22 protein-coding genes are annotated in these 25,548 nt (G+C 73.5%); 7 read left to right on the forward strand and 15 right to left on the reverse strand.

Annotated elements, in window-relative coordinates; genetic code table 11:
- Positions 1-17: 17 nt before the first annotated feature.
- Positions 18-1,127: a glycosyltransferase family 1 protein gene (locus VFJ21_06715; protein HET7406815.1), complete on the forward strand. Its 1,110-nt coding sequence runs from the start codon at positions 18-20 to the stop codon at positions 1,125-1,127.
- 76 nt (positions 1,128-1,203) lie between these two features.
- Here VFJ21_06715 and VFJ21_06720 read toward each other — a convergent pair whose 3' ends face one another.
- The 3 genes from VFJ21_06720 to rfbB all read right to left on the reverse strand — a co-directional run bounded on the left by VFJ21_06720 (position 1,204) and on the right by rfbB (position 6,064).
- Positions 1,204-4,110, reverse strand: coding sequence for an S-layer homology domain-containing protein (locus VFJ21_06720; GenBank protein HET7406816.1), 2,907 nt, complete (start codon positions 4,108-4,110; stop codon positions 1,204-1,206).
- Between the two features lie 71 nt (positions 4,111-4,181).
- A complete protein-coding gene (gene rfbD / locus VFJ21_06725) occupies positions 4,182-5,081 on the reverse strand; it encodes a dTDP-4-dehydrorhamnose reductase (protein ID HET7406817.1) in 900 nt (299 codons plus the stop codon).
- Positions 5,078-6,064: a dTDP-glucose 4,6-dehydratase gene (gene rfbB / locus VFJ21_06730; GenBank protein ID HET7406818.1), complete on the reverse strand. Its 987-nt coding sequence runs from the start codon at positions 6,062-6,064 to the stop codon at positions 5,078-5,080. The genes rfbD and rfbB overlap by 4 nt, the downstream gene beginning before the upstream one ends.
- A 104-nt stretch (positions 6,065-6,168) precedes the next feature.
- Between rfbB and VFJ21_06735 the strand changes: the two genes are divergently transcribed.
- Both VFJ21_06735 and VFJ21_06740 read left to right on the forward strand, forming a co-directional pair.
- Positions 6,169-7,695, forward strand: a complete 1,527-nt coding sequence (locus tag VFJ21_06735) for an LCP family protein (protein HET7406819.1) — start codon at positions 6,169-6,171, stop codon at positions 7,693-7,695.
- Positions 7,692-8,441: a TIGR03089 family protein gene (locus tag VFJ21_06740; GenBank protein HET7406820.1), complete on the forward strand. Its 750-nt coding sequence runs from the start codon at positions 7,692-7,694 to the stop codon at positions 8,439-8,441. The genes VFJ21_06735 and VFJ21_06740 overlap by 4 nt, the downstream gene beginning before the upstream one ends.
- Here the strand turns inward: VFJ21_06740 and VFJ21_06745 are convergent.
- Together VFJ21_06745 and VFJ21_06750 are read right to left on the reverse strand one after the other, a co-directional pair.
- Positions 8,424-10,331, reverse strand: coding sequence for an acetoacetate--CoA ligase (locus VFJ21_06745; protein ID HET7406821.1), 1,908 nt, complete (start codon positions 10,329-10,331; stop codon positions 8,424-8,426). The genes VFJ21_06740 and VFJ21_06745 overlap by 18 nt on opposite strands.
- A gap of 9 nt (positions 10,332-10,340) precedes the next feature.
- On the reverse strand, positions 10,341-11,480 hold the full coding sequence (locus VFJ21_06750) for a hypothetical protein (GenBank protein ID HET7406822.1): 1,140 nt from the start codon (positions 11,478-11,480) through the stop codon (positions 10,341-10,343).
- Positions 11,481-11,563: 83 nt separating this feature from the next.
- On the opposite strand from VFJ21_06750, the gene VFJ21_06755 reads away from it, so the two are divergent.
- Complete coding sequence (locus VFJ21_06755) at positions 11,564-12,883, forward strand: UDP-glucose/GDP-mannose dehydrogenase family protein (protein ID HET7406823.1); 1,320 nt, start codon at positions 11,564-11,566, stop codon at positions 12,881-12,883.
- Between the two features lie 37 nt (positions 12,884-12,920).
- Positions 12,921-13,331, forward strand: coding sequence for a CoA-binding protein (locus tag VFJ21_06760; protein ID HET7406824.1), 411 nt, complete (start codon positions 12,921-12,923; stop codon positions 13,329-13,331).
- On the opposite strand, the gene purE is transcribed toward VFJ21_06760, so the two are convergent.
- The 3 genes from purE to VFJ21_06775 are packed head-to-tail and all read right to left on the reverse strand — an operon-like array spanning position 13,326 to position 16,110.
- A complete protein-coding gene (gene purE, locus VFJ21_06765) occupies positions 13,326-13,817 on the reverse strand; it encodes a 5-(carboxyamino)imidazole ribonucleotide mutase (GenBank protein HET7406825.1) in 492 nt (163 codons plus the stop codon). The genes VFJ21_06760 and purE overlap by 6 nt on opposite strands.
- A complete protein-coding gene (locus tag VFJ21_06770; protein ID HET7406826.1) occupies positions 13,814-14,917 on the reverse strand; it encodes a 5-(carboxyamino)imidazole ribonucleotide synthase in 1,104 nt (367 codons plus the stop codon). Before VFJ21_06770 ends, purE begins: the two co-directional genes overlap by 4 nt.
- Positions 14,914-16,110, reverse strand: a complete 1,197-nt coding sequence (locus VFJ21_06775; protein ID HET7406827.1) for an acyl-CoA dehydrogenase family protein — start codon at positions 16,108-16,110, stop codon at positions 14,914-14,916. Before VFJ21_06775 ends, VFJ21_06770 begins: the two co-directional genes overlap by 4 nt.
- A gap of 28 nt (positions 16,111-16,138) precedes the next feature.
- On the opposite strand from VFJ21_06775, the gene VFJ21_06780 reads away from it, so the two are divergent.
- Positions 16,139-16,603 (forward strand): GtrA family protein, encoded by a 465-nt coding sequence (locus VFJ21_06780; protein HET7406828.1) that lies wholly within the window; start codon positions 16,139-16,141, stop codon positions 16,601-16,603.
- A gap of 108 nt (positions 16,604-16,711) precedes the next feature.
- On the forward strand, positions 16,712-17,170 hold the full coding sequence (locus VFJ21_06785) for a hypothetical protein (protein HET7406829.1): 459 nt from the start codon (positions 16,712-16,714) through the stop codon (positions 17,168-17,170).
- Positions 17,171-17,177: 7 nt separating this feature from the next.
- On the opposite strand, the gene VFJ21_06790 is transcribed toward VFJ21_06785, so the two are convergent.
- From VFJ21_06790 to VFJ21_06820, 7 genes are all read right to left on the reverse strand, one after another.
- A complete protein-coding gene (locus VFJ21_06790; protein HET7406830.1) occupies positions 17,178-18,698 on the reverse strand; it encodes an acyl-CoA carboxylase subunit beta in 1,521 nt (506 codons plus the stop codon).
- Positions 18,699-18,726: 28 nt separating this feature from the next.
- Positions 18,727-19,638 (reverse strand): hydroxymethylglutaryl-CoA lyase, encoded by a 912-nt coding sequence (locus tag VFJ21_06795; GenBank protein HET7406831.1) that lies wholly within the window; start codon positions 19,636-19,638, stop codon positions 18,727-18,729.
- A 2-nt stretch (positions 19,639-19,640) separates the two neighbouring features.
- The gene (locus VFJ21_06800; protein ID HET7406832.1) at positions 19,641-20,426 is read right to left on the reverse strand and encodes an enoyl-CoA hydratase-related protein; all 786 of its coding nucleotides are present in this window, start codon (positions 20,424-20,426) and stop codon (positions 19,641-19,643) included.
- Positions 20,427-20,435: 9 nt separating this feature from the next.
- The gene (locus tag VFJ21_06805) at positions 20,436-21,419 is read right to left on the reverse strand and encodes an adenylate/guanylate cyclase domain-containing protein (protein ID HET7406833.1); all 984 of its coding nucleotides are present in this window, start codon (positions 21,417-21,419) and stop codon (positions 20,436-20,438) included.
- Positions 21,416-21,916, reverse strand: coding sequence for a PH domain-containing protein (locus VFJ21_06810; protein ID HET7406834.1), 501 nt, complete (start codon positions 21,914-21,916; stop codon positions 21,416-21,418). Before VFJ21_06810 ends, VFJ21_06805 begins: the two co-directional genes overlap by 4 nt.
- A 130-nt stretch (positions 21,917-22,046) precedes the next feature.
- Complete coding sequence (locus tag VFJ21_06815; GenBank protein HET7406835.1) at positions 22,047-22,874, reverse strand: biotin--[acetyl-CoA-carboxylase] ligase; 828 nt, start codon at positions 22,872-22,874, stop codon at positions 22,047-22,049.
- The gene (locus tag VFJ21_06820) at positions 22,871-25,540 is read right to left on the reverse strand and encodes a phosphoenolpyruvate carboxylase (protein ID HET7406836.1); all 2,670 of its coding nucleotides are present in this window, start codon (positions 25,538-25,540) and stop codon (positions 22,871-22,873) included. The genes VFJ21_06815 and VFJ21_06820 overlap by 4 nt, the downstream gene beginning before the upstream one ends.
- Between the last annotated feature and the right edge of the window lie 8 nt (positions 25,541-25,548).

Raw genomic sequence — 25,548 nt, forward strand, 5'->3', positions numbered from 1 at the left:
GCTGGGAGGTGCACGCTGTGCGGGTCGGCCTCGACGCCACTCCGCTGCTCGGCCGGCCCACCGGGGTGGGCCGCTACGTGTCGGGTCTCGTCGCCGGGCTGCTCGACCGGTCCACGCCGCCGGACCTGCAGCTGACGCCGTTCACGTGGCACGGCGGCGACCTCGACGGGCTGGTGCCCGCGTCGCCGCACGTCCGGGCCGGCGGCCGGCGGGCGCCCGCGAGGCTGCTGCGCGAGCTGTGGGCGCGCGGACCGTTCCCGCCGGTGGAGTGGCTGTCGGGTCCGGTCGACCTGTTCCACGGCACCAACTACGTGCTGCCGCCCGCCCGGCGAGCCGCCGGGGTCGTGACGGTTCACGACCTGACCTACCTGCACCGCCCGGAGTGGGTCAACGCCGAGTCCCTGCGCTACCGGGCGCTCGTGCCGGTCGCCCTGCGCCGCGCCGCTGCCGTCTGCACCGACACCGCCGCCGTGCGCACGGAACTGCTCGACGCCTACCCGGCACTCGACCCCGCTCGCGTGCACCCCACGCTGCTCGGCGTCGACGGCTCGTGGTTCGCCGCCGAGACCCCCGACGGCGCGTGGTTCGCCGCACGTGGCCTGCCGCGCAGCTACGTGCTGTTCGTCGGCACGCTCGAACCGCGCAAGAACCTTCGGACCTTGCTGGCGGCCTACGCCGGCCCCCTCGCCACCGCCGACGTGCCGCCGCTCGTCGTGGTCGGGGCACCGGGCTGGGGCGACCAGATCGACGCGGCGACGCTGCCCGAGGGCCGGGTGCACTTCACGGGTTACGTCGAGGCGGCGGACCTGCCGGGCGTGGTCGCCGGCGCCTCGTGCCTGGTCCTCCCCTCCCTCTACGAGGGCTTCGGGCTGCCCCCGCTGGAGGCCTTCGCGGCGGGGCTCCCCGCGGTCGTCGGCGACGTGCCGGCGTTGCGCGAGGTGTGCGGCGAGCACGCGCGCTACCACGCCCCGCTCGACGCCGAGGCGCTCGCGCACGCGCTGACGGCGACGCTGTCCGACGGCGGCCCGACCACCGCGCAGGCCCGACGGGCCCACGCGCGGACGTTCACGTGGACCCGCTGCGCCGACGCGACCCTCGCGGCCTACGAGCAGGCACTCGCGCCCTGAAGGAGTTCTCGCGAACTGGGTGGCCCTGCTGCCCCCCGTCGCGCAGCGAACTCACCCAGCACGCGGGAAGCAGTCCCTAGCTCGGGACCGTCGCGAGCTTCTGATCGACCGCCAGCGCCAGCACCCGGGCGAGGAACGACGCCATCTCGTCGCGCTGCACGCCGGCGTTGGGCCGGTAGGTGCCGTCGGGGTAGCCGCCGGTGAACCCGGCTGCCGCCGCCGTGTTGATCGCGGACTCGAGCGCGTCGCCGTTGTCGTCCTGGAAGACGTCGGGGCCGGCGGCGAGCGCCGGCAGGCCGGCCTGCTGCGCGCGGTAGTCGTAGGCCCGCACCAGGAACGCCGCCATCTGCGAGCGGAGCACCTTCGTGGTGGGGCTGAACGTCGCCGTTCCGGTCCCGTTGACGATCCCGGCCGCGGCCAGCGCGTTGATGTCGTCCTTGAACGGCGACGTGTTGTCGTCGCCGAAGTAGTCCTTGGTCGGGGTCGGCAGGGTGCCGCCGGAGGCCCGCACCAGCCGGGCGATGAACGCCGCCATCTGCTCCCGCGTCACGAGGGCGCCCGGCTGGTAGCTGGTCGAGGTCACGCCGTTGGCGACCTTCCACTGCACGACGCAGGCGATCGCCGCGGCGTGCACGTCGGTGGACGGGATGTCCTGGAAGGAGTCGGGTCGGATCGTCCCGGACGGGCACGCGTCGGTGATCGGCCGCGGCGGCGGGATGACCGTCGTCGCACCGAGCGTCACGGCGCCGACCTTCGTCGCTCCGCCGGTCCAACGTCCGGGGACCGGCACGTCGGTGAGGCCGCCGAACACGAAGCCACCGCTCGGGGTCGCCGACACGACCTGGTCGCTGAGCGACCACTGCAGGCCGTTGTTCGTGGGCGTCGCCACGCCGATGCCGGTCTTGCCGTCGCCGTTCCAGTCGCCGGTGACGGGGATCGCGGTCGGCGCGCCGTAGACCACGTCGTACGCCGTCGTCGGCGCGGCGCCGCCGGACCCCGGCGTCGACGAGTCGGTCAGGTGCCAGTGCAGCCCGTCGCTCTGCGCGGCGACGGTGCCGAGCCCGGTGTGGTGGTCGCCGTCCCAGTCGCCGGTGACCGGGTAGCCGGCCGGGTCGCCGTAGGTGACGGTGACGGGGGTACCGCTGCCGTCGGCGGAGTTCCAGAGCTGCCAGTGCCATCCGTCGGCGGCCGGGCAGGCGACGCCGGCGGTGGTGCGGCCGTCGCCGTCCCAGTCACCGGCGACCGGCACGCACGACGTCGAGCCCGCGGTGAAGCTCGTCACCTCGGTGCCGCTGCGGTCCGCGATGTGCCACACCCAGCTGGTGCCGGACGCCTGCACCATCGCCGGCGTGTCGACGCCGGCGCCGTCCCAGTCACCGGCGAGCGGCACGCCCAACGTCGAGCCGAACGACAGCGAGGTGCCGGCCGCGCCGCCGGTGCTGCTGGCTCCCTCGGCCCACTTGGCCACGGCGCTGCCGCCACGGATGAAGGTCGTGCCCACCGGCGGCTTGACGGTGACCGACGCGAGGACGGGGACAGCGGTGTCGGTGGCGCTGGCCACGTCGACCCGCAGGTCGTAGGTGCCGGGCAGGGCCAGCAGCCCGCCGATCGTGCGTCGGTCCCAGGTGGCGCGCACGACCGTGCTCGCGGTGCCGGTGTCGACCTGCACGGGCAACCCGGTGGCCCGGTCGGTCACCCGTAGCGTCCAGGCGGCGGGGCCGCCGAGCAGGCCGGCCACGATGCTGACCGAACCGCCGTCGCCGTAGACCGGGGAGCCGCCGCTGAGCCCTGGATCGACCATGCCGAGGCCGAGGTACTGCCGCGCCTTGGTGCGCAGACCCGGCAACGTCGCGTAGCCCGCGTCCCCGGGGCAGCTCGTCAGGTCCGCGTCGCGATGGCCGGAGATCGCGTTGAACGTCACCCGGGTGCCGACCGGGCAGGGCGAGACGTTGCTGCCGTTGACCACGCAGTGCGACTCGCTGAACGAGCCGGCGGTGAGCACGCCACGACCGGCGGGGTCGCGGTTGGCCAGACCGAGCCGCCAGGCCATCAGCCGGGCGACCGCGTCGGTCATCGCAGCCGGCGGCGTCGTCGACTGGAAGGTGCCGATCATGGCGACACCGAAGCTCTCGGTGTTGAAGCCGCCGGTGTGGGCCCCGATCACGGCCTTGGTGATGCCGCCGTAGCGGCCCTCCCAGATGTTGCCGAACTGGTCGACGAGGAAGTTGTAGCCGATGTCGCACCAGCCGTTGGACTGCACGTGGTAGGCGTAGATCGACCGGATGATCGCCGGCACGTCCGACGGCGCGTAGCTGTTGCTCGTGTCCGTGTGGTGCACGAATCCGACGCGCACCGTCGAGGCGTAGTCGGGACCCTGCGGGCAGGCGTTGGTGCGCAACGACTCGTCGGCACCCCACTGCGCGCGGGTGTGGATCACCGGCTGGGCCTCCTGGGCGTAGGCCGACGCCGCAGGGTCGCCACGCACCACGGAGGCATCGGCGGCGCTGGAGCCGCCGTCGACGAGCACGACATGGGTGTCGGCGGGCGTCGCGACCGGGCCACCTGCGGCGTTGACCACGCGCGTGCGTACGCCGTCGGCGTTGCCCACCCACAGCGGCTCGGCGTTGACGGTGTCGCCGTTGTGGTGGGCCGCCCGGACCGCGTCGGCGCTGCCGCCGTCGGGACCGCCGTCGGCGCCGGGCAGGTCGTTCCAACCCGACCACCGGCCGTCCTGGTGCACCTGCACCTGCAACTTCGCGCCGGCGGGGAGCGCATCACGCCGCCAGTGCGCACCGACCAGGTCGAAGTGCCGGCCGGTCACCCCGGCGGAAGCCTGCGCCGCGTCCAGGTTGTGCACCGCGGGCGCGACCGGCTTCGGGTGCGCGGCGGGCGGGGTGAGGACGGGCAGGGCGACGACGGCAGTCGGCAGGGCGGTGACGGCGGCGAGGACGAGCACGGGCCGGCGAGGCAGCAAACGGCGCACGGAGGCGACTCCGACGGTGAGCGAGGGGATCCGCCTTCACTGTGGCGGCTCATCGTGTCTATCGGATGGATTTACGGCGCCGTGTCACCGATCGGCCGAATTTCTCCGCGAAATGCGTCGCCCACCGTGCGGAACGCCTCGGCGAGGGCGTCTCGCCAGTGCGGCATCGGCGGCAGTCCCGCCTCGCGCCACCGGCGGTCCGACAGGACGCTGAACGCCGGTCGCGGCGCCGGTCGCGGGAACTTGTCGGTCGTCGTCGGGTGCACCCGGCCGGGATCCGCGCCGAGCTCTTCGAAGATCGCCTTGGTGAAGCCGCACCATGTCGTGTCGCCACTGCCCGTGCAGTGGTAGACGCCCGGCGCCGGCCGCACCCGGGCGACGTCGAGCAGGCCCTGGGCCAGGTGCCGCGACCAGGTCGGCGAGCCGCGCTGGTCGTCGACGACGTCGATCGAGTCGCGCTCCCGCTCGAGCCGGCACATGGTCTTGACGAAGTTGTTGCCGCCGGCGCCGTAGACCCACGCCGTGCGCACCACGTAGGCGCCCGGGTCGGCGTCGAGCACGGCGCGCTCGCCGGCCGCCTTCGTCCGCCCGTAGGCCGATCGCGGGTCGGGCGGCGTCTCCTCGTCGTACGGCGTCGTCGCGGTCCCGTCGAAGACGTAGTCGGTGGAGACGTGCACGAGCAGGGCGCGGCTGGCGCAGGCCCGGGCGAGGATGCCGGGCGCGACGGCGTTGACGGCGTGCGCGACGTCCTCGTGCTCCTCGGCCGCGTCGACCGCGGTGTAGGCGGCCGCGTTGAGCAGGACGCAGTCGCCGCCGCCCGCGAGCCAGCCGTCGACGAACGACCGCGTCGCGGCCTCGTCGGTGATGTCGAGCTCGGGCAGGTCGACGGCGGTGACGTCGTCGTCGGCCAGCAGCTGCTGGAGGTCGGTGCCGAGCTGACCCTTCGACCCGGTGATCAGCCACCGGGTCACGCCGCGTTGCCCTCCTTGAGGGGCCGCCACCAGTCCTCGCGCTCGCGGTACCACCGGACGGTGTCGGCCAGCCCCTGGTCGAACGACATTCCCGGGGCGTAGCCGAGCTCCTCGCGGATCTTGGCGTCGGACAGCGAGTAGCGCCGGTCGTGGCCCTTGCGGTCCTCGACGTAGTCGACGAACTCGTCCCAGTCGCGACCGCACGCCGCGAGCAGCCGCTCGGTCAGCTCGCGGTTGGTCAGCTCGACGCCCCCGCCGATGTTGTAGGTCTCACCTGCGCGACCACCGGCCAGCACGAGCTGGATGCCGCGGCAGTGGTCGTCGACGTGGAGCCAGTCGCGAATATTGAGGCCGTCGCCGTAGAGCGGCACCTTCTTGCCGTCGAGGAGGTTCGTGACGAACAGCGGGATGACCTTCTCGGGGTACTGGTAGGGGCCGTAGTTGTTGGTGCACCGGGTGATCGAGACGTCGACCTTGTGGGTGACGAAGTAGGCACGGGCGAGCAGGTCTCCGCCGGCTTTCGCCGCGGAGTAGGGCGAGTTGGGCTGCAGGGGCGAGGCCTCGGTGAAAGACCCGTCCTCGATCGAGCCGTAGACCTCGTCGGTGGAGACGTGCACGATCCGCGGCACGCCGGTGCGCATGAGGGCGTCGAACAGCGTCTGGACGCCGAGCACGTTGGTCAGGACGAAGTCGGCGGCGCCGCTGATCGACCGGTCGACGTGGGTCTCGGCCGCGAAGTTGACGACCGCGTCGTGGCCGGGCAGCACCTCGTCGAGCAGCGACGCGTCGGTGATGTCGCCCTGCACGAACCGGTAGCGCGGCGACTCGGCGACCGGCGCGAGGTTGGCGAGGTTGCCGGCGTAGGTGAGCTTGTCGAGGACCGTGACGTGGGCGTCCTCGTAGCCCGGGTATCCGCCGGACAGAAGCGTGCGGACGTAGTGGCTCCCGATGAAGCCGGCCCCACCGGTGACGAGCAGGCGCATGCGCTCATCCTCGCAGACCGAGCGGGTGGCGGCCGCGCGGCGCCACCGCATCCGCGGAGACCCGGTTACCCTCGCAACGTGCAGCGAGCAGTGCTGGCGGCGCGGTGACGCACGCCCCTCCGCCCCCGCCGCCCCCGACGTCGCCCTCACCGCGGCAGCTGCCGCCGGAGCTCGACCCGCGGGGACCGCGGCACCGCCAGCCGACCCCCCCGGGACGCACCCGCGGGCGCAAGGCGGCGCGCTTCCTGTCGTGGACCGCGATCGCACTGTCGATCATCACGCTGGTGGTCAGCGTGGTCGGCTACGGGCTCTTCCACTACTACGAGGGCCGGCTCGGCACGGTGCACCTCGGGCTCGGCGGCAAGGACCGGCCAGCCGCCGGCGCCGACGGCTCCGCGCAGAACTTCCTGCTCGTCGGCTCCGACACCCGCAACTTCGCCGGCGGCCAGCAGTACCAAGGCACCGGCGCCGACTACGTCACGGGGCAGCGCTCCGACACCGTGATGCTCGCGCACATCCCACCGGGCAAGGCGCGCGCGACGATCGTGTCGTTCCCCCGCGACTCGTGGGTCGAGATCCCGGCCTACACCGACGGCCAGGGGCACCTGCACCCGGCGCACATGGGCAAGCTCAACTCGGCGTTCGCGCTCGGCGGGCCGCGGCTGCTGGTCGAGATGATCGAGCAGCTGACCGGCATGCGGGTCGACCACTACGTGCAGATCGACTTCGCCGGCTTCAAGAACATGGTCAACGCGCTGGGCGGCGTCACGCTCTGCATCGGCACCACCCGGCACGACCACGACAGCGGCGACTTCCTGACCGCCGGTACCCACCAGGTCACGGGCGACCAGGCCCTGGCCTTCGTCCGTGACCGCAAGGGCCTGCCGCGCGGCGACATCGACCGGATCGCCGACCAGCAGTACTTCCTCGCGCAGATGCTGAAGAAGGTGCTGAGCGCCGGCACCCTCGCCAACCCGTTCAAGATCAACGGCTTCCTGCAGGCGTTGACCGCCTCGGTGCAGGTGGACGACAACTTCGGCTTTTCCGCGATGCAGACGCTCGCCCTGCGGCTGCGCCACCTCGACCCGGCGCACGTCGCGATGGTGACGATCCCGATCACGACCGACAACGGCTACCGCGACGGGCAGAGCGTCGTGCTCATCGACCAGACCGCGGCCGACGGCCTCTTCGCCTCGCTGCGCGACGAGACGTCGTCCCAGCCGGCCAAGACCACCCCGCCGAAGGTGACCGTCGCCCCCGGCGACGTCCACGTGGTCGTCCTCAACGGCACCGCGCGCAACGGCCTGGCCCGTTCCACCGGCGACGCGCTGGCCGCCGAGGGGTTCCACGTCGACCGGTTCGGCAACGCGACGAGCCACGCCCTGGCGCGTACGACGGTCCGCTACAGCGCCGGCCACAAGGAGGCCGCGCAGACGGTGGCGGCCGCCACGGGCGCCGTGCTCCAGCAGGACGACACGGTCGGTGACGCGATCATGCTCGTGCTCGGCGGCGACTTCACCCAGGTGCAGGCGCTCGCCGGCGGGCCGGCACCGAGCACCGCTCCGTCCAGTGCTCCCACGGGCGTCACGCCGGCACCGAAGACCGCCGCGACGGCCGCCTGCGCCCCGTGACGGCACCGGCGGCACCCGCCCACCTGCTCGCGGCGACGCTGGCGCGTGACCCGGCCCGGCCGTTGATCACGTTCTACGACGACGCAACCGGTGAGCGGGTCGAGCTGTCGGCGGCGACCACCGACAACTGGGTGGCGAAGAGCGCCAACCTGCTGCGCGACGACCTGGCCGTGGAGGCCGGCAGCCGGGTCGCGCTGCTGCTGCCGCTGCACTGGCAGACCGCGGTGCTGGCCCTGGCCACGTGGGCGCTCGAGGCCGTCGTCACCGACGCGATCGCCGGAGCCGACGTCGCGGCGGCCGAGGAGTCGCGGTTGCCGGAAGCGCTCGACGCACCCGAGGTCCTCGGCCTGTCGCTGCGCCCGATGAACGCACCGCTGACCGCAACACCGGCCGGCGTGGTCGACTACGGCGCCGAGGTGCTCGCGCACGGTGACCGCTTCGCCTCCTACACGCCGGTCGATCCCGACGCGCCCGCCCTCGACCTCGCCGGCCGGGCGGCGACCGGGCGAGAGCTGGTCGCGGCAACCGCGGCCTACGCCGTCGGGCCGACCGATCGGCTCCTGACGACCCTGCCACTGCTGACGTGGGAGGGCCTGGCCGCCGGGCTGCTCGCGCCGCTCGCCGCGGGCGCCGGGGTCGTGATGTGCCGCAACGCCGAGGCGGCCGCGCTCGAGCGGCGAGCCCGCGAGGAGCGGGTCACCGCGACCGCCGGCGTCGACGTCGACGGGCTACCGCGCCTGGCCTGACGCGGCCATCGCGACGAACGTCGCCAGCGCCTCGGGGTTGGCCATCGCCCCCTCGCTGACGGCCTGATCGACGGGCACGCCGGACAGGATCCGCTTGACCGGCACCTCGCACTTCTTGCCATTGACGGTGCGCGGCACGGCGGCGACCGCCTCGATCGCATCGGGCACGTGCCGGGGCGAGAGCTCCCGCCGGCAGGCGTCGCGGATGGCCGCGCGCAGGTCGTCGTCCACCGTGCCGACGACGAACAGCAGCAGCCGGTCGCCCACGTCGACCACGAGCGAGTCGTCAACCCCGGGCAGCGCCTCGACGACCCGGTAGAACTCCGCGGTCCCCATCCGTACGCCGCCCCGGTTGAGCGTCGAGTCGGACCGGCCGTAGATGACGCACGTGCCCCGCGGGGTGATGCGGATCCAGTCGCCGTGCCGCCAGACGCCCGGGTAGGTCGCGAAGTAGGCCTCCCGCAGCCGGGACCCGTCGTCGTCGCCCCAGAAGCGGACGGGCATCGACGGCATCGGCCGGGTGATGACCAGCTCGCCGAGCTCGTCGACCACCGGCCGGCCGGCGGCGTCGTAGGCCGCGACCGCCGCCCCGAGCAGCCGGCACTGCAGCTCACCGGCGTGGACCGGCAGCACCGGGCACGAGCCGACGATCGCCGTGCAGAGGTCGGTGCCGCCGGAGACCGAGGCGACCAGGAGGTCGTCGCCGACCGCGTCGAGGACCCACGCGAACCCCTCCGGCGGCAGCGGCGCACCCGTCGACCCGACCGTGTGCACCCCCGACAGGTCGGCGAGGTCGCGCGGGCGGACATCGGCGTTCATGCAGGCCTGGATGTAGGGGGCGGAGGTGCCGAAGTAGGTGACGCCGAGCCGCTCGGCCAGCCGCCAGAGCGCGCCCATGTCCGGGTGGCCGGGGCTGCCGTCGTACAGCACGATCGTCGCGCCGACGAGCAGGCCGGAGACGAGGTAGTTCCACATCATCCAGCCGGTCGTGGTGAACCAGAAGAACCGGTCGTCCGGGCCCAAGTCGCTGTGCAGGGCGAGCGCCTTCAGGTGCTCGAGCAGGATGCCGCCGTGCCCCTGCACGATCGGCTTGGGCAGCCCGGTCGTGCCGGAGGAGTAGAGGATCCACAGCGGGTGGTCGAACGCCACTGGCTCGAAGACCAGCTCGGCGGTCTCGGCTTCGAGGTCCGACCAGGCGAGCGCACCCTCGAGCACGGCCGCAGGGTCGAGGTAGGGCAGCAGCACCGTCGCCCGCAAGCCGGGGAGCCGCCCGCGCAGCGTCTCGACGGTGGCCCGCACGTCGACTGCACGGCCGTTGTAGCGGTAGCCGTCGACCGTCAGCAGCACGGTGGGCGTGATCTGGGTGAACCGGTCCGCGACGCCGGTGGCGCCGAAGTCCGGGGAGCACGACGACCAGGTCGCGCCGATGCTGGCGGTCGCGAGGAACCCGACGACCGCCTCGGGGCAGTTGGGCAGCAGTGCCGCCACCCGGTCGCCGCGACCGACCCCCAGCTCGCGCAGCCCGGCGGCGACCGACGCCACCCGGGCACGCAGCTCGTCGGCGGTCAGCTCGACGGCGCGCCCGTCCTCGCACGCGAACACCACCCCGCCCGGCGCGCGCAGCGCGTGCTCTGCGTAGTTGAGGGTGCCGCCCGGGAACCACACCGCTCCGGGCATCGAATCCACGGCCAGCGGCTCGCCGGGCGCGGCGTGCCAGCGCACGTCGAAGTCCGCCGCGAGCGCCGCCCAGAACCGTCCCGGCTGGGCGATCGACCACTGCCAGCAGTCGTCGTACGACGCGAAGCCGTGCCGGTCGAGGAACACGGTCATCCGCGACCGGGCCACCCGCTCGGGGGACGGCTGCCAGAGCAGATCGCCTTCCAAGACCACGCTCGGAGGCTAGCGCCAGGGAAACGCGGCGAGCGCCGCCCACTGCGCGTGCCCGGTCTGGCTGTAGAGGTAGAGGCTCGCGCCGATGCCGCCGTAGCGCTTGGTCACGTCGAGGTAGCGCCAGATCTCCGCGCCCGACGGCAGGCCCGGACGCCCACCCTCGGGCCCCATGTCGTAGGACTGGCCGACCACGTTGACCGGCCGCCACCGGGACAGCCGCTCGACGGCGGTGCGCGCCAGCAGGCCGGGCTCGTTGCAGGACCAGTAGACCATCGGCGCGAAGGCGTCGACGTACGGCGCCTCGGTGGCGTAGGGGTAGGCGGCCATGTTGTGGTCGGTGGGTCGCGGGACCGTCGCGACGACCGGGCGGTTGGCGGCGTACTCCCGCACCAGCGACAGGTAGAGAGCGATCCGCCGCGGCGTCTGGAAGACCCCCTCCGCGGGCGTCTCGACGTCGGGCGCGAAGGCGTCGACCCGCTGGCCGCCGACGCTGAACGCGAGGGCCTGCCCGGCCCGCCGGGCGTCGGCGACCGGGTCGGACAACGTCGGGAAGTCCCACGCCACCACCCGGATGCCCGCCGCGTGCGCGGCCGGCAGCAGCGCCGCGAGCAACGGGTTGCCGTAGTAGCCCTGGTAGCTGCCGCCGGTGCGCACCCAGAGGCTGCGCAGACCGGCCGCCTTGGCCTGCGCGACGACCCGGGCGACGTCGACGTGGCTGTCGGCCCAGGTGGTGAGCCACATGCCCTTGCCGGAGACCGCGGCGAGGTCGACGTGGCGCGGCTTCACCGGGTGCGGCGCCCACAACGCACCCTCGGGCACCGCCGGCGCGCCGAGGGGCTTCGGCTGGTAGGGCCCGCCCTTCGGCGGGGGCGGCGGGCACGGCTGCGGCTGCACCGGCCCCATCGGGATCGGGTAGGGCAACGCGGCCGGCTTCGGCCCGGCAGGGGCGCGGTCGGTCTTCTCGACCCGGCGCGGGGGCGCCGGCGGGCGCGACGACGACGGGGTGGGTGAGGACGTCACGACGTCGGCGGCCGCCCGGCTCTCGGCCGTAGGTCGCGTCGGGCCGTCGCCGTTGCCCGCCACCGCGACGGCCACGCCCGACACGAGGACGCCCGCGCAGACGGCGGCAACGATCCGCTCCCGGCCCATGTGTCCCAGTGTGCGTGCCGTCAACCGGTTACGGGCCTCATCGGCGGACAAACCGGCCGGCCACGCGCCGGTAACATCCGCGCATGACAGCCCGTCTTCGCCTGACCGTGATCGGCACCGGATACCTTGGCGCCACCCACGCCGCGGCGATGGCCGAGCTCGGGTTCGACGTCGTCGGCGTCGACGTAGACCAGGCGAAAGTCGACCGGCTGTCGGCCGGCGAGGTGCCGTTCTTCGAGCCCGGTCTCGAGGAGCTGCTGCGCAAGCACGTCGACACCGGCCGGCTGCGCTTCACCACGTCCTACTCCGAGGCGGGCGAGTTCGGCGACGTGCACTTCCTCTGCGTCGGAACGCCGCAGAAGCGCGGGGAGTACGCCGCCGACCTCACCTACGTCGACGCGGCGGTCGCCTCGCTGACCCCGCACCTGCGGGAGGGCGCCACCGTCGTCGGCAAGTCGACGGTGCCGGTCGGGACCGCCGAGCGGCTCGCGACCCATCTCGACGGCCACGGGCCGGCCGGTGTGGAGCTGGCCTGGAACCCGGAGTTCCTGCGCGAGGGCTACGCCGTCGAGGACACCCTGCGACCCGACCGGCTGGTCTTCGGCGTGCGCTCCGAACGCGGCGAGCAGGTGCTGCGCGAGGTCTACGCCTCGGTCATCGAGGCGGGCAGCCCGGTCGTGGTCTGCGACCTGGCGACCGCGCAGCTGGTCAAGGTCGCGGCCAACGCGTTCCTCGCCACCAAGATCTCGTTCATCAACGCGATGGCCGAGGTGTGCGAGACCGTCCACGGCGACGTGAAGAAGCTGTCCGAGGCGCTGTCGCACGACAGCCGCATCGGCGGCCGGTTCCTGCACGCCGGGCTCGGGTTCGGCGGCGGCTGCCTGCCCAAGGACATCCGGGCGTTCATGGCGCGGGCCGGCGAGCTCGGCGTCGACCAGGCGGTGACCTTCCTCAAGGACGTCGACGCCATCAACATGCGCCGCCGAGAGCGCATGGTCGAGCTCGCGCGCGACGTGGTCGGCAACGGCTTCACCGGCGTACGCGTCGGGGTGCTCGGTGCAGCCTTCAAACCCAACTCCGACGACATCCGCGACTCCCCCGCGCTCGACGTGTCGATGCGGCTGCACCGCATGGGCGCGCAGGTCACGGTCTACGACCCGGCCGCGATCGACAACGCGCGGCGCAGCTACCCCGACCTGACCTACGTCGGCTCGGCGGTCGAGGCGGCCACCGACGCCGACGTGGTGCTGCACCTCACCGAGTGGCGGGAGTTCCGCGACATGGACCCCGCCGTGCTGTCCGGCGCGGTGCGCCACCGGCGCATCGTCGACGGCCGCAACGCGCTCGACCCGTCACGCTGGCGCGCCGCCGGGTGGACCTACCGCGCGCTCGGCCGACCCTGAGCGCGCTCCGCCCGCCCGCAGGGGGTAGGAACTAGCCATGTACGCCGAACCCGATGCCATCGAGCGCGTCCTGGCCATGCACACGTGGGCAGTCGTCGGGCTGTCCGACGACCCGGGCCGCGCGGCATACGACGTCGCGCGGTTCCTCCAGGCCCGCGGGAAACGCATCATCCCGGTGCACCCCGACGGCGGTGAGGCGCTCGGGGAGAAGGCCTACCGGTCGCTGGAGGAGATCCCCGAGCCGGTCGACGTCGTCGACGTGTTCCGCCGCTCGGAGTTCGCCGGCGAGCACGCTGACGAGGCGATCGCCATGGGCGCGAAGGCTGTGTGGTTCCAGCTCGGCGTCGTCGACGAGCAGGCCTACGAGCGGGTGCGTGCGGCCGGGCTGGACATGGTCATGGACACCTGCCCGAAGATCCAGTGGGCTGCCCACGGCCCGGTGTCATAGCCGGTCCCGCAGGCTGCGGTCCTTGGCCTTGGCCGTCTCGGCCAGGTGCCGCTGGAAGTCCTCCATGCGCGCGCGCAGCGACTCGTCGGAGGCGGCGACGACGCGTACGGCGAGCAGCCCCGCGTTGCGCGCACCCGCCACGCCGACCGTGGCGACCGGCACCCCGGCGGGCATCTGCACGATCGACAGCAGCGAGTCGAGACCGTCGAGATGAGCCAGCGGCACCGGCACCCCGATGACCGGCAAGGGCGTGACGCTGGCGAGCATGCCGGGCAGGTGTGCCGCTCCCCCGGCGCCCGCGATGATCACCCGCAGCCCTCGCCCGGCCGCACCCGCGCCGTAGTCGAGCATCTCCCGGGGGGTGCGGTGGGCCGACACCACGTGCACCTCGTGCGCGACGTCGAACTCCCGCAGCGCGACGGCGGCGGCCTCCATGACCGGCCAGTCGGAGTCGCTGCCCATGACGATGCCGACGACGGCCGTCATCCCCCACCTCCGGAAAGTGCGTCGGCCGCGCGGCGGGCGCGGGCGCGTAGCGAGTCGAGATCGTCGCCCGTGACCGTGACGTGGCCGAGCTTGCGGCCGGGGCGCGCCCCCTTGCCGTAGAGGTGCACGTGCACCCCCGGGTCGGCGGCGAGCGTGGCGGGCAGTGATGCGGCCAGGTCGGTGGCCGGGCCGCCGAGCACGTTGACCATGACCGTCCACGGCGCCACCGCCGCGGTGTCCCCCAGCGGCCAGTCGAGGACGGCGCGCACGTGTTGCTCGAACTGGCTGGTGCGCGCACCCTCGATCGTCCAGTGGGCCGAGTTGTGCGGCCGCATCGCCAGCTCGTTGACCACCAGGCCCTCGGCGGTCTCGAACAGCTCGACGGCCAAGACGCCGACCACTCCCAGGCTCTCGGCGATGGTGCGGGCGATCGTGCGCGCCTCGACGGCGCGCTGCGCGGCCAGACCGGGCGCGGGAGAGATCACCTCGACGCAGATGCCGTCGCTCTGGACGGTCTCGACCACCGGCCATTCGCGGACCTCGCCGCTGGGACGGCGAGCGACCACGGCGGCCAGCTCACGGGCGAGCGGGACCCGTTCCTCCACGAGGATCTCGACGTCGGGCAGGGGCTCACCCGGCTCGACGAACCACACGCCTCGCCCGTCGTAACCCCCGCGCACGGCCTTGGCCACGTAGGGCCGGGGCAGCCCGTCGGGGTCGGCGGACCAGCGCGGCACCGGCAGCCCGAGCTCGCCGAGCCGCTCGCGCATGGCCCGCTTGTCCTGGGCGAACAGCAATGCTTCGGGGCCGGGGCGGACGACGGCACCGGAGTCCACCAGCGCCCTCAGGTGGTCCGGCGGGACGTGCTCGTGGTCGAACGTCACGACGTCGCAGCCCTTGGCGAAGCGCAGCAGCTCGTCGCGGTCGCGGTAGTCACCGACCTCGACGTCGGCGGCCACCAGGGCGGCCCCGTCGTCGGGCCGGTCGGCGAGGATGCGCAAGGACAGACCCAGCGCGATCGCCGCCTGGTGCGCCATGCGGGCCAGCTGGCCCGCGCCGACGATGCCGACGACGGGCAGGCCGGTCACGGGGTCGCTCATCGCCTCTCCGGGGCCGCCGCCGCGTCGCGCAGCGACGTCGTGGGGTGAAGGCCGAGCTCCCTGGCGATGAGAATGCGCTGCACCTCGCTGGTGCCCTCGCCGATCTCGAGGATCTTCGAGTCGCGCCAGTGCCGGGCCACCGGGTACTCGTTCATGAACCCGTAGCCGCCGTGGATCTGCGTCGCCGCGCGGGCGTTGTCGACCGCAATCGTGGAGCTGTAGAGCTTCGCGATCGCGGCCTCCTTCTTCACCGGCTCGCCGGCGGCGAGCTTGGCCGCCGCCTGGTAGTAGGCGGCGCGGGCCACGTGGGTGCGCATCTCCATGTCCGCGATCATGAAGGCGATCGACTGGTAGGTGCCGATCGGCTGGCCGAACGCCTCGCGCTCCCGGGCGAACTTCACCGACTCGTCGACACAGGCCTGCGCCAGGCCCACGGCGAGCGCCGAGATCGCGATCCGGCCCTCGTCGAGCGTCTGCAGGAACTGCGCGTAGCCACGGCCCCTCTCACCGAGCACGTTGGCCTCGGGCACCCGGCAGTCCTCGAAGACCAGCTCGCGGGTGTCGGAGGCGTGCCAACCGACCTTGTCGTACTTCCGCGAGGCGCGGAAGCCCTCGGTCGGCACCGGCACGATGATCGAGGTCAGCTCCTTGCGCCCGCCCGGCTGCTCGCCGGTGACGCACAAGACGGTGACCAGCCGCGTGATGTCGGTGCCCGAGTTGGTGATGAACGCCTTGGTGCCGTTGATCACCCAGTCGCCGTCGCGTAGCTCGGCCCGGGTGCGCGCCGCTCCGGCGTCGGAACCGCCGCCCGGCTCGGTCAACCCGAAGGCCCCGAGCGCCTCGCCGCGGCAGAGCATCGGCAGCCAGGTGCGCTTCTGCTCCTCGCTGCCGAACCGGTAGATCGGCATCGCACCGAGCCCGACGGCGGCCTCCAGCGTGATCGCGACGGAGGAGTCCGCGCGGGCGAGCTCCTCGATGGCGAGGCAGAGTGCGAAGAAGTCGCCCCCCATGCCGCCGTAGTCCTCGGGGAAGGGCAGCCCGAACAAGCCCATCTCCCCCATCCGGGCGACGATCTCGTAGGGGAACTCTCCGGTGCGGTCGAGCTCCTCGGCGCGCGGCGCCACCACGTCACGGGCGAACTCCGCGACGGTCGCGCGCAGCGCCTCGTGCTCGTCCGACAACCGGAAGTCCACGGCCAAAGTCTCGCATTACGCTGCACCGGTGCGGCGTTTCGGTGACCTCCTGAGCGAGGCGTCCAAGTTCGGCGCCGTGGGAGTCGTCAACCTCGCCCTCGACATTTCGGTGTTCAACCTGCTGCGGGTTGCCGTCGTCAGCGAGAAGCCGCTGACCGCCAAGGCGATCTCGATGTCGCTCGCGGCCACCTCGTCGTACTTCATGAACCGGCACTGGACGTGGCGCGACCGGGCGCGGACCGGCGTACGCCGGGAGTACGTGCTGTTCATGGTGCTGTCCGCCGTCGGTCTCGGGCTGACCGAGACGTGCCTCGCGATCTCGCACTACGTGCTGGGCTTCCACAGCGTGCTGGCGGACAACATCGCGGCGAACGGCGTCGGCCTGGTCGTCGGGATGGTCTGGCGGTTCTGGTCGTTCCGCCAGTGGGTGTTCCTGCCGGTCGAGCCGGTCGCCGAGGCGACCGCCGACGCGGCGCACAACGCCCCGGTGTGACGTCACCGCGGCAACCGGCCCGCCGGTGCAGCCGCACGAACCGGCATGCGCACGGGGTCTCCGGGCATACCGACCTCGACAGCCGCTGACGTCGAGGAGGGTGCAGCGATGGTGCGCACGGGCCTGCGCGGGCTGGCCGGACTCTGCCTGTTCGTGGTGACGGCGATCCTGCTGGCGTACGTGCCGACGATCTACTACGACCAGCACTACCTCGGCGCGCTGTTCGTCTTCGCCTCGATCGCCCTGCTCGGCTGCGCGATCCTCGTCATGGTCGCCAACCACAACAGCTCGATCGAACGCTTCGGCTGGACGTTCGGCGCCGTCGTCATGACGGTGATCCTCGGTGGCTACGTCGCCAGCCGCACGATCGGGCTCGTCTCCTACCAGGACCCGCACTGGATCTGGCCGGGCAGCGTCACCCTCGCCGCGGTCGCGGTCTTCGACCTGTGCTTCCTGGTGCGGATGCGGCGTCGTGACGACCGCGCGCCCGCACCGGCCTATCCGGACAGCGGCGCGTCGTTCAGCACCCGGCGCCGCGCGGCCCGGCAGCGCGCCGGGCTGTCGTAGCCGGCGCTCAGACCGGCGTGACGCCGTGCCGGCGGCGGGAGAACGACCGGTCCTTGCTGCGCGCGAAGGCGAGACGGCGGATCAGTTCCGAGCGCAGGTCCTCCGGCTCGACGATGTCGTCGACGACCAGCTCGGCGGCGAGCCGGACGATGTCGATGTCGGTCTCGTACTCGGCTCGCAGGCCCTCGACGTAACGCTCGCGCTCCGCCTCGTCGTCGATCTCGGCGATCTTGTTGGCGTAGACCGCGTTGACGGCGGCCTCCGCCCCCATGACGGCGATCTTCGCGGTCGGTAGGGCGATGCAGGCGTCGGGCTCGAAGCCGGGGCCGGCCATGGCGTAGAGGCCGGCGCCGTAGGCCTTGCGGACCACGACGGAGATCTTCGGCACCGTCGCCTCGGAGACGGCCGAGATCATCTTCGCCCCGTGCCGGATGATGCCGGCCTTCTCGACCGCGGTGCCGACCATGAAGCCCGGCACGTCGGCGAGGAAGACCAGCGGCACGTTGAACGCGTCGCACAGCTGGATGAACCGCGTCGCCTTGTCGGCGGAGTCGACGAACAGCACGCCGCCCTTGAACATCGGGTTGTTGGCGACGACCCCCACGACCTCGCCGTCGAGGCGGCCGAAACCGACGGTGAGCTCCTTGGCCCACAGCGCGTGGATCTCGAAGAAGGACCCCTCGTCGAGCAACCCGCCGAGGTAGCGGCGCATGTCGAACGCCTGCCGCTCGCTCTCCGGCACCAGCGCCCGCAGGTCGGTCGGCGGCGCGGGCTTGGAGGCAGCCGCCGGCGGCGGGCCCTGCCAGTTCGACGGCAGGTACGACAGGTAGCGGCGTACGGCGTCGATCGCCTCGCGCTCGTCGGCGGCCAGGTAGTGCCCGACGCCGGACTGCGAGCAGTGCACCCGGGCCCCGCCCATCTCCTCGAGCGTGGTCTTCTCGCGGACCACCATCTCGACCATGCGGGGGCTGCCGAGGTACATCGACGCGTTGCCCTCGACCATGATCGTGATGTCGCAGAACGCCGGGATGTAGGCCCCGCCGGCGGCCGACGGGCCGAACAGCGCGCACACCTGCGGGATCGAGCCGGAGGCCCGCACCTGGGTGTGGAAGATCTTCCCCGCGCCACGGCGACCCGGGAACATCTCGACCTGGTCGGTGATCCGCGCGCCGGCGGAGTCGACGAGGTAGACCATCGGGACCTGCAGCCGGTAGGCCGTCTCGATGATGCGGATGATCTTCTCGACCGTGCGGGCACCCCACGAGCCGGCCTTCACGGTGGAGTCGTTGGCCATCAGCGCGACCGGGCGGCCGTCGACGGTCGCCGTACCGGTGACGACGGCGTCGGCCGGCAGGTCGCCGGCGAGCGCGTTGGCGAAGACGCCGTCCTCGACGAAGGACCCGTCGTCGACGAGCAGCGCGATGCGCTCGCGGGCGAAGAGCTTGCCCTTGTCCGCGTTGGCATCGTGGTAGCGCGGTGCGCCGCCCTTCTCGATCGTGGCGCGCAGCGCCGGCACGTCGTCGGTCACAGGGCGGAGGGTAGTTGGCGCCCCGGCGCTATCCGGCGAGGCGGGTGCGCGGCCCGGCCCGCAGCACCTGGCTGGGCAGGGTGCGCCCGACGATGCGCTCGGCCTCGGCGGCCGCCTCGATCATCGCCTCGAGGTCGACACCGGTGGTGACGCCCATGTCCTCGACCATGTGCACGAGCTCCTCGGTGGCGATGTTGCCGGTCGCCCCGGGGGCGTAGGGGCAGCCGCCGAGCCCACCGACCGACGCGTCGAAGTCGGCGACGCCCAGCTCGAGGGCGGCGAGCACGTTGGCGAGCCCGGTGCCGCGGGTGTTGTGGAAGTGCAGGTTGAGCGGCGCGTCCGGGTGCGCCATCCGCAGCTCGCCGACCAGCCTGGTGACCCGGGTCGGCGTCCCCATGCCGGTCGTGTCGCCGAAGGACACGCTGTCGGCGCCGTCGCGGATCGCGCGGCCGACCACGTCGACGACCCGCTGCACCGGCACGTCACCCTCGTAGGGGCAGCCGAACGCCGTCGACACGATGACCTGGCAGGTGCCGCCGGCCGCGTGCACGCGGTCGAGGATCTGGGCGATGTCGTCGAGCGACTCCTCGGTGGAGCGGTTGACGTTCTTGCGGTTGTGCGTGTCGCTCGCGCTGACGACGGCCTCGAGCTCGGTGAAGCCGGCCTGCAGCGCCCGCTGCGCGCCGCGCAGGTTCGGCACGAGCGCGGAGTAGCGCACGTCGGGGTTGCGCTCGATCCGGTCCCACACCGCGTCGGCGTCGGCCATCTGCGGGATCGCCTTGGGGTGCACGAAGCTGACCGCCTCGATGCGGCGCACGCCGGTGCGCGACAGCGCATCGACCAGCGCGACCTTCGCCTCGGTGGGGACCGGGTCTTCGTTCTGCAGGCCGTCGCGCGGCCCGACCTCGCGCAGGCTGATCGACGCGGGCAGGTCGGACATGCTCACACCCCCGGCCAGTCGGGCCGGCGCTTGTCGTTGAAGGCCGCGATGCCTTCCTGGCGGTCGGCGGAGAACGCCGCAGTCCGCCAGGCGGCGTCCTCGACGTCCATCGCGGCCGCGTAGTCGAGCCCGAGGCCGCTGCGCAGCGCCCGTTTCGCGGCGCGGACGGCGACCGGTGAATTCGTCGCGATCTGCTGCGCCACCTCCAGCGCGACGTCGCGCGCGCGGCCCGCGGCGACCCGGCGGTCGACCAGGCCGAGGCTCTCGGCCTCCTCGACGGCGACACGCCGCCCCGTGAGCACGAGATCGGCGGCCCGCCCGGGCCCGAGCCGGCGCAGGGCCAGCTGCGTGCCGCCACCGCCCGGCACCAGGCCGATCGTCACCTCCGGCAGGCCGAACACCGCGGTGTCGTCGGCGACGACGAGGTCGCAGGACAGCGCGAACTCGCAGCCGCCGCCGAGCGCGTAGCCGTGGACCGCCGCGACCGTCGGCTGGGGCAGGTGCAGCACGCCGCCGAACGCCCGGCGGAAGACCGTGCGCTGGTGCAGGAAGTCGGCCTGGCTGAAGGCGTTGCGCTCCTTGAGGTCCGCACCCACGCAGAAGGCTCGGTCACCCGCGGCGGAGAGGACCACCGCACGCACGTCGCCGTCCGCCGCGAGGTCGCCGGTCGCCGCGGCCATCTCCTCGGCCATCGCGGTCGACAGCGCGTTCATCGCCGCCGCCCGGTCGAAGGTGAGCTCGGCGACGTGCCCGTGCCGCTGGAGCCGAAGGTGTTCGTAGGCCGCCACGACTCGACGCTACCCATCGCTGCCGGCGCGGCGCAGCAGCGAGGTCTCGAGGTGCTCGAAGCCGCGCACCGAGCGGCGGCGCAACCGGCGCAGCTCGAAACCGTCGACACCGTCGAGCTCGGAGGCGAGGTCACGGTCGACCAGCACCGTGCCGGGTCGCGCCAGCGAGGTCAGCCGGCTGGCCAGGTTGACCGGCGTCCCATAGACGTCGCCGAGCCGGGTCAGCACGGTGCCGCACGCCAGGCCGACGCGCACCGGCGGCAGGTCGGCTTCGTCGCCGATGATCTCGGCAAGCGCCAGACCGATCTCGGCGACGTCGACCGGCCGCTCGGCGACGAACAGGATCTCGTCGCCCACGGTCTTGACGACCCGCCCGTGGTGCGCCGCCACGATGTCGGCCGCCTGGCTCTCGAACGACTCCACCAGCCCGGCGAGCTCGGTCTCGGTGAGCCGGCGCGACAGCGACGTGAAGCCGACGAGGTCGGCGAAGCCGACCCCGAGCGAGCGCGCGGTCAGCTCCTCGGGCGTGGTGGCGAGGGCCCGCCCGGTCACCGCGACCAGGTGCCGCCGCCAGACGTGCCTGGTCAGCCGCTCGAGAACCGGCAGCAGGAAGCGCGCCGTCTCGAAGAGGTCCCGCTCGGAGACCTCGATGCCCTGGCGCAGGATCAGCTCGGCCACCGACTCGACCTGCCACTCGGCGAGCCGCGACAGCGTCTGGCCCATGGCCCGCGTCATCGCCAGCAGGGTGACCTGGTCGACGACCCCGGCCTCGACGAGGGCCACGGCCTCGCGCAGCGCCTGCACGTCGTTGTCGGTGAACGACCGGTCGTCGTCGGCGACGTCGGCGAACCCGAGCGCCCGCCACATCCGGTCCGCCAGCTCGACCGGCACGTCGGAGCGGGCCGCCACCTCGGCGCGGGTGTAGAGCCGCGGACCACCGAGCACGAGCTCCTCGAGCTCGCGCCGGGTGACGTCGCCGTCGTCGTCGTTCACGCGTCGCTCCGCCGGAGGTCCACGGCGTCGGCCTCCATCCGCGCGTGCAGCGCCAGCTGCAGCCGCTCGACGTGCGGCACGTCGTCGAGCACCAGCTGCCCGCGCTCGCCGGCCGACTCGACGACCAGCGTGCCGCAGCCGAACAGCCGGTCGCTGAGCGAGCGCGTGAACGACACGTCGTTGATGCGGGACAGCAGCACGTCGCGACCGCGTCGGGTCAACACACCGGTGCGTACGACGAGCCGCCGGTTCGTCAGGACGATGCGGGTCGCCTGCCAGACGAGCCACGGCCGCAGCGACCAGCCGACCAGCAGGATGGCCGCGATCGCGAGGATCGCCCAGCGCGCCGGCCGCTGCCAGTCGCCGGACGGGATCGCCGTGGCGCCGAAGGCCGACAGCCCGGCGATGACCGGCACCCGCACGAACGGCCAGAACAACCGCTTGGCGTGCGGGTGCAGGTCCATGACGACCTGCTCGTCGGTGTCGAGCCAGCGCACGGCACCATCCTGCCCGTTCAAGACTGCGGGCGCTCTCGCCGACGACGCGAAAGGCCTCCAGTCGGCCGTGGCCGCCATGCCTCAGGGCCTGCGCAACCTGCTGGTGAACAAGGACCACGTGGCGCGCCCGCTAGCCCTCCGGGCGTAGGTGCACGACGTCGCCGGCCGCCCACGACTGCTCGGCCCCGTCGTCGGTGCGCAACCGCAGCCGCCCGTCGTCGTCGACGGAGGTGGCCGTGCCGACGACGTGCGCGCCGGCGGGCAGCTCCAGCCGCACCCGCCGGCCGATCGTCTCGCAGACCTCGCGGTAGGCCGGCAGCACGGACTCCGCGGAGCCCGCGGCCCGCACCCACGCGATGTAGCGGCGGTCGAAGGCGCGCAGCAGCTCTTTGAGCAGCGAGGTGCGGTCGGTCACTGCGGCGCCGGCGAGCAGCAGCGAACCGGCCCGCTCGTCGGGCAGCTCGTCGGCGCGCGTGGTCACGTTCAGGCCGGTGCCGACGACGACCGCGTCACCATCCGGCAGCGCGACAGCCTCGGCCAGGATCCCGGCCAGCTTGCGCCCCCCGGCGGCGTCGAGCAGGTCGTTGGGCCACTTGAGCCGCACGTCGAGGCGCCCGATCGCGGTCACGGCCTCCGCCACGGCAAGCCCGGCGAGCAGCGGCACGAGACTCCGCCGCGGCGGGGGCACCTGCGGGCGGAGCAGTACCGAGAAGGTCAGGCCGGCGCGCGGCGGCGACGTCCACGTCCGCCCGAGCCGGCCCCGCCCCGCGGTCTGCCGCTCGGCCACCACGACGAGCCCTTCCGGCGCGCCGGCGCGGGCCGCCGCGGCGACGTCGGCGTTCGTCGACTCCGACTCCTCGACGACGCGCAGGTCGCGCCACATCGTCCCTGCGAGGTCACGGGCCAGGCCGCGCCCGTCCAGCGGTGGGCGGTCGAGATCGCTCCAGCGCGAGCTCACCCGGTGTTCTGCAATCCGGCCGACACCCCGCCCAGCGTGAGCAGCAGCAGGCGGCGCGCCGGCTCGGCGGCCGCACCGTCGGGATCGGCGCGCAATGCCGACAGTGCCCGCAGCTGCAGGTGAGAGAGCGCGTCGACGTACGGGTTGCGCAGGTCGACGGCGCGGGAGAGCACCCGCCGCCGGGCGAGCAGCCGGTCGTGGCCGGTCACCGCGAAGACCATCCGCACCGTGCGGTCGTACTCCTCGAGGATCTGCGCGGTGAGGTCGGGCCGGGCGCCCAGGGCGAGGTAGCGCTGCGCGATCGCCCGGTCGGCCTTGGCCAGGCTCATCTCGACGTTGTCGATCATCGACTCGAACAGCGGCCACTCGGCGTAAGCCGCCTGCAGCTCCGCAATCCCGTCCGCCGCCGCGGCCTCGAAGCCGGTGCCGAGGCCGTACCACCCCGGCAGGTTGGCTCGCGTCTGCGTCCAGGCGAACACCCACGGGATCGCCCGCAACGTCTCGAGTCCGCCACCGGTGCGCCGCCGCGACGGCCGTGACCCGATCTGCAGCTCGCCGAGCTCCTCGAGCGGGCTCACCCGCGCGACGTAGTCGGCGAAGCCCTCGGTCTCGACCAGCGAGCGGTACGCCGACCGCGCCGCGTCCCCGATCCGCCGGGCCAGTCCACTGAAGCGGGCCGCCGCGTCGGCGGTGCGGCGCTCGACGTCGGCGGTCGAGGCGAGCAGCACGGCGCTCGTCACCTGCTCGACGTGGCGAACTCCGATCGGCGCGTGGCCGTAGCGGGCGGAGATCACCTCGCCCTGCTCGGTGACCTTGAACCGGCCGGCGACCGACCGCGGCGCGCTCGACAGCACCGCGCGACCCGCCGGCCCACCGCCGCGGCCGAGCGCCCCGCCACGACCGTGGAAGAGCGTGAGCGCCAGGCCGTGCCGGTCCGCCCAGCCGGCGAGCGCACCCTGCGCGTCGTACAACGACAGCGTCGCGCTGACCGGGCCGACGTCCTTGGCGGAGTCGGAGTAGCCGAGCATGACCTCGACCCGGCCCCCGGTCGAGTCGAGCCACGTCTGCGTCGAGGGCAGCGGCAGCCACTCGTCGAGGACGTCGACCGCGTGCCGCAGGTCGTCCTGCGTCTCGAACAGCGGCACGACGTCGATGACCAGCGGCCTCGCCCCGACCGCGAGTCGGGCCAGCGCCCGCACCGCGACGAGGTCTGCGGCGGAGCGGGTGAAGCTGACGACGTGGCGGCGGCAGGCCTCGACCCCCCAGCGGTCCTGCAGGGCGGCCATCGTCCGCAGCGTGGCGAGCACCTCGGTCGCCGTCGGGTCGTCGGTCTCCCGGACGTCGGCGGCACAGGCCGCCACGTCCAGAGCGCCGACCTCGTAGGCCACGCCGAGGGCCGCGAGCGCCGACCGGTGCACGTCGGAGTGCTGGCGCACCTCGAGGCCGGCCAGGTGGAAGCCGAACGTCTCGACCTGCCAGAGCAGGTGCTGCACCTCGCCGTACGCCGATCGCAGTGCGCCGGCCTGCGCCAGCGAGTCCTGCAGCAGCCGCAGGTCGGCGAGCAGCTCGTCGGCGCTGCGGTAGGCGAGGTCGGCGTCGCGGGTGCGGGTTGCGGTGATGCGGGCGGCGGCGTGCAGCAGCCACTGCCGGTGCGGCTCGCCGGGCGAGGTCGTCGCGAGCTCGGCAAGCAGGTCCGGATGTGCGTCGGCGGCGCGCTGCAGCGCCGCCCGCAGCCTGTCGTCCGGTGGGGTGGTGCCGGCGTCGAGGGTCAGGGTGCGCCCGATCCGGGTCGCCGCGGTCGCTAGCGCCCGGAGCACGTGATCGGCCTGGATCTCCATCGCCTGCCGGGTGATCGTGGCGGTGACGTGCGGGTTGCCGTCGCGGTCGCCGCCGATCCACGACCCGTAGCGCAGGTAGGCGGGCACCCGCGGGGGCGACGCCCCCGCAGCCTCGCCGGACAGCGCCAGCTCGAACTCCCGGTAGACCGCCGGCACCATCGTGAACAGCGTGTCGTCGAAGACCGCCATCGCCGCCCGGACCTCGTCCAGCGGTCCGGGTCGCACCCGACGCAGCTGCGCGGTGCGCCAGAGCGTGGTGATCTCCTCCAGCAGCCGGCGGCGGGCGTCGGCCACCTCCAGCGGCCCCAGCCGCGGGTCGTCGAAGCGGTCGAGCTGCGCACCGATGCGGCGTACGGCCGCCTGCACCGCCCGCCGGCGGGCCTCGGTCGGATGGGCGGTCAGCACCGGGTGCACGCGCAAGCCGGCCAGCGCCTCGTCCAGCGACGCGGCATCGAGCCGCGTGGCGACGCCGGCGAACGAGTCAGGCCGCGGGTCGTCCGCCGGGCGCGCCCGCAAGGCGCGCACCCGCTGCCGCTCCTCCGCGAGGTTGACGAGCTGGAAGTAGGCCGTGAACGCGCGGGCCACGTCCTCGGCCCGCTCGTCGTCGTACGCCGACGCGACCCGGACCGGCTCGTCGGGATCGCCCCCCGCGCGCGCGGCGATGACCGCCTGCCGCAGCCGCTCGACGTCGGCGAGCAGGTCGGCGCCCCCGCTCTCCGTCAGCACCTGGCCGAGAGCGTCGCCGAGCAGGCGCACGTCGCGGCGCAGCTCCGCGGGGATCTCCCCGGCGGCCGCGTCTCGCGCGACCGCACCCGGCCCGACCGTCACCCGGCGAG

Source organism: Mycobacteriales bacterium, assembly GCA_035690485.1.
Taxonomy (GTDB): domain Bacteria; phylum Actinomycetota; class Actinomycetes; order JAFAQI01; family DASSKL01; genus DASSKL01.

Excerpts from the sequence above, each read along its gene's own strand:
- rfbB (HET7406818.1), bottom strand. The coding sequence starts at position 6,064 with ATGCGCCTGCTCGTCACCGGTGGGGCCGGCTTCATCGGGAGCCACTAC.
- VFJ21_06750 (HET7406822.1), bottom strand. The coding sequence starts at position 11,480 with ATGGGCCGGGAGCGGATCGTTGCCGCCGTCTGCGCGGGCGTCCTCGTG.
- VFJ21_06755 (HET7406823.1), top strand. The coding sequence starts at position 11,564 with ATGACAGCCCGTCTTCGCCTGACCGTGATCGGCACCGGATACCTTGGC.
- VFJ21_06760 (HET7406824.1), top strand. The coding sequence starts at position 12,921 with ATGTACGCCGAACCCGATGCCATCGAGCGCGTCCTGGCCATGCACACG.
- purE (HET7406825.1), bottom strand. The coding sequence starts at position 13,817 with ATGACGGCCGTCGTCGGCATCGTCATGGGCAGCGACTCCGACTGGCCG.
- VFJ21_06770 (HET7406826.1), bottom strand. The coding sequence starts at position 14,917 with ATGAGCGACCCCGTGACCGGCCTGCCCGTCGTCGGCATCGTCGGCGCG.
- VFJ21_06785 (HET7406829.1), top strand. The coding sequence starts at position 16,712 with ATGGTGCGCACGGGCCTGCGCGGGCTGGCCGGACTCTGCCTGTTCGTG.
- VFJ21_06795 (HET7406831.1), bottom strand. The coding sequence starts at position 19,638 with ATGTCCGACCTGCCCGCGTCGATCAGCCTGCGCGAGGTCGGGCCGCGC.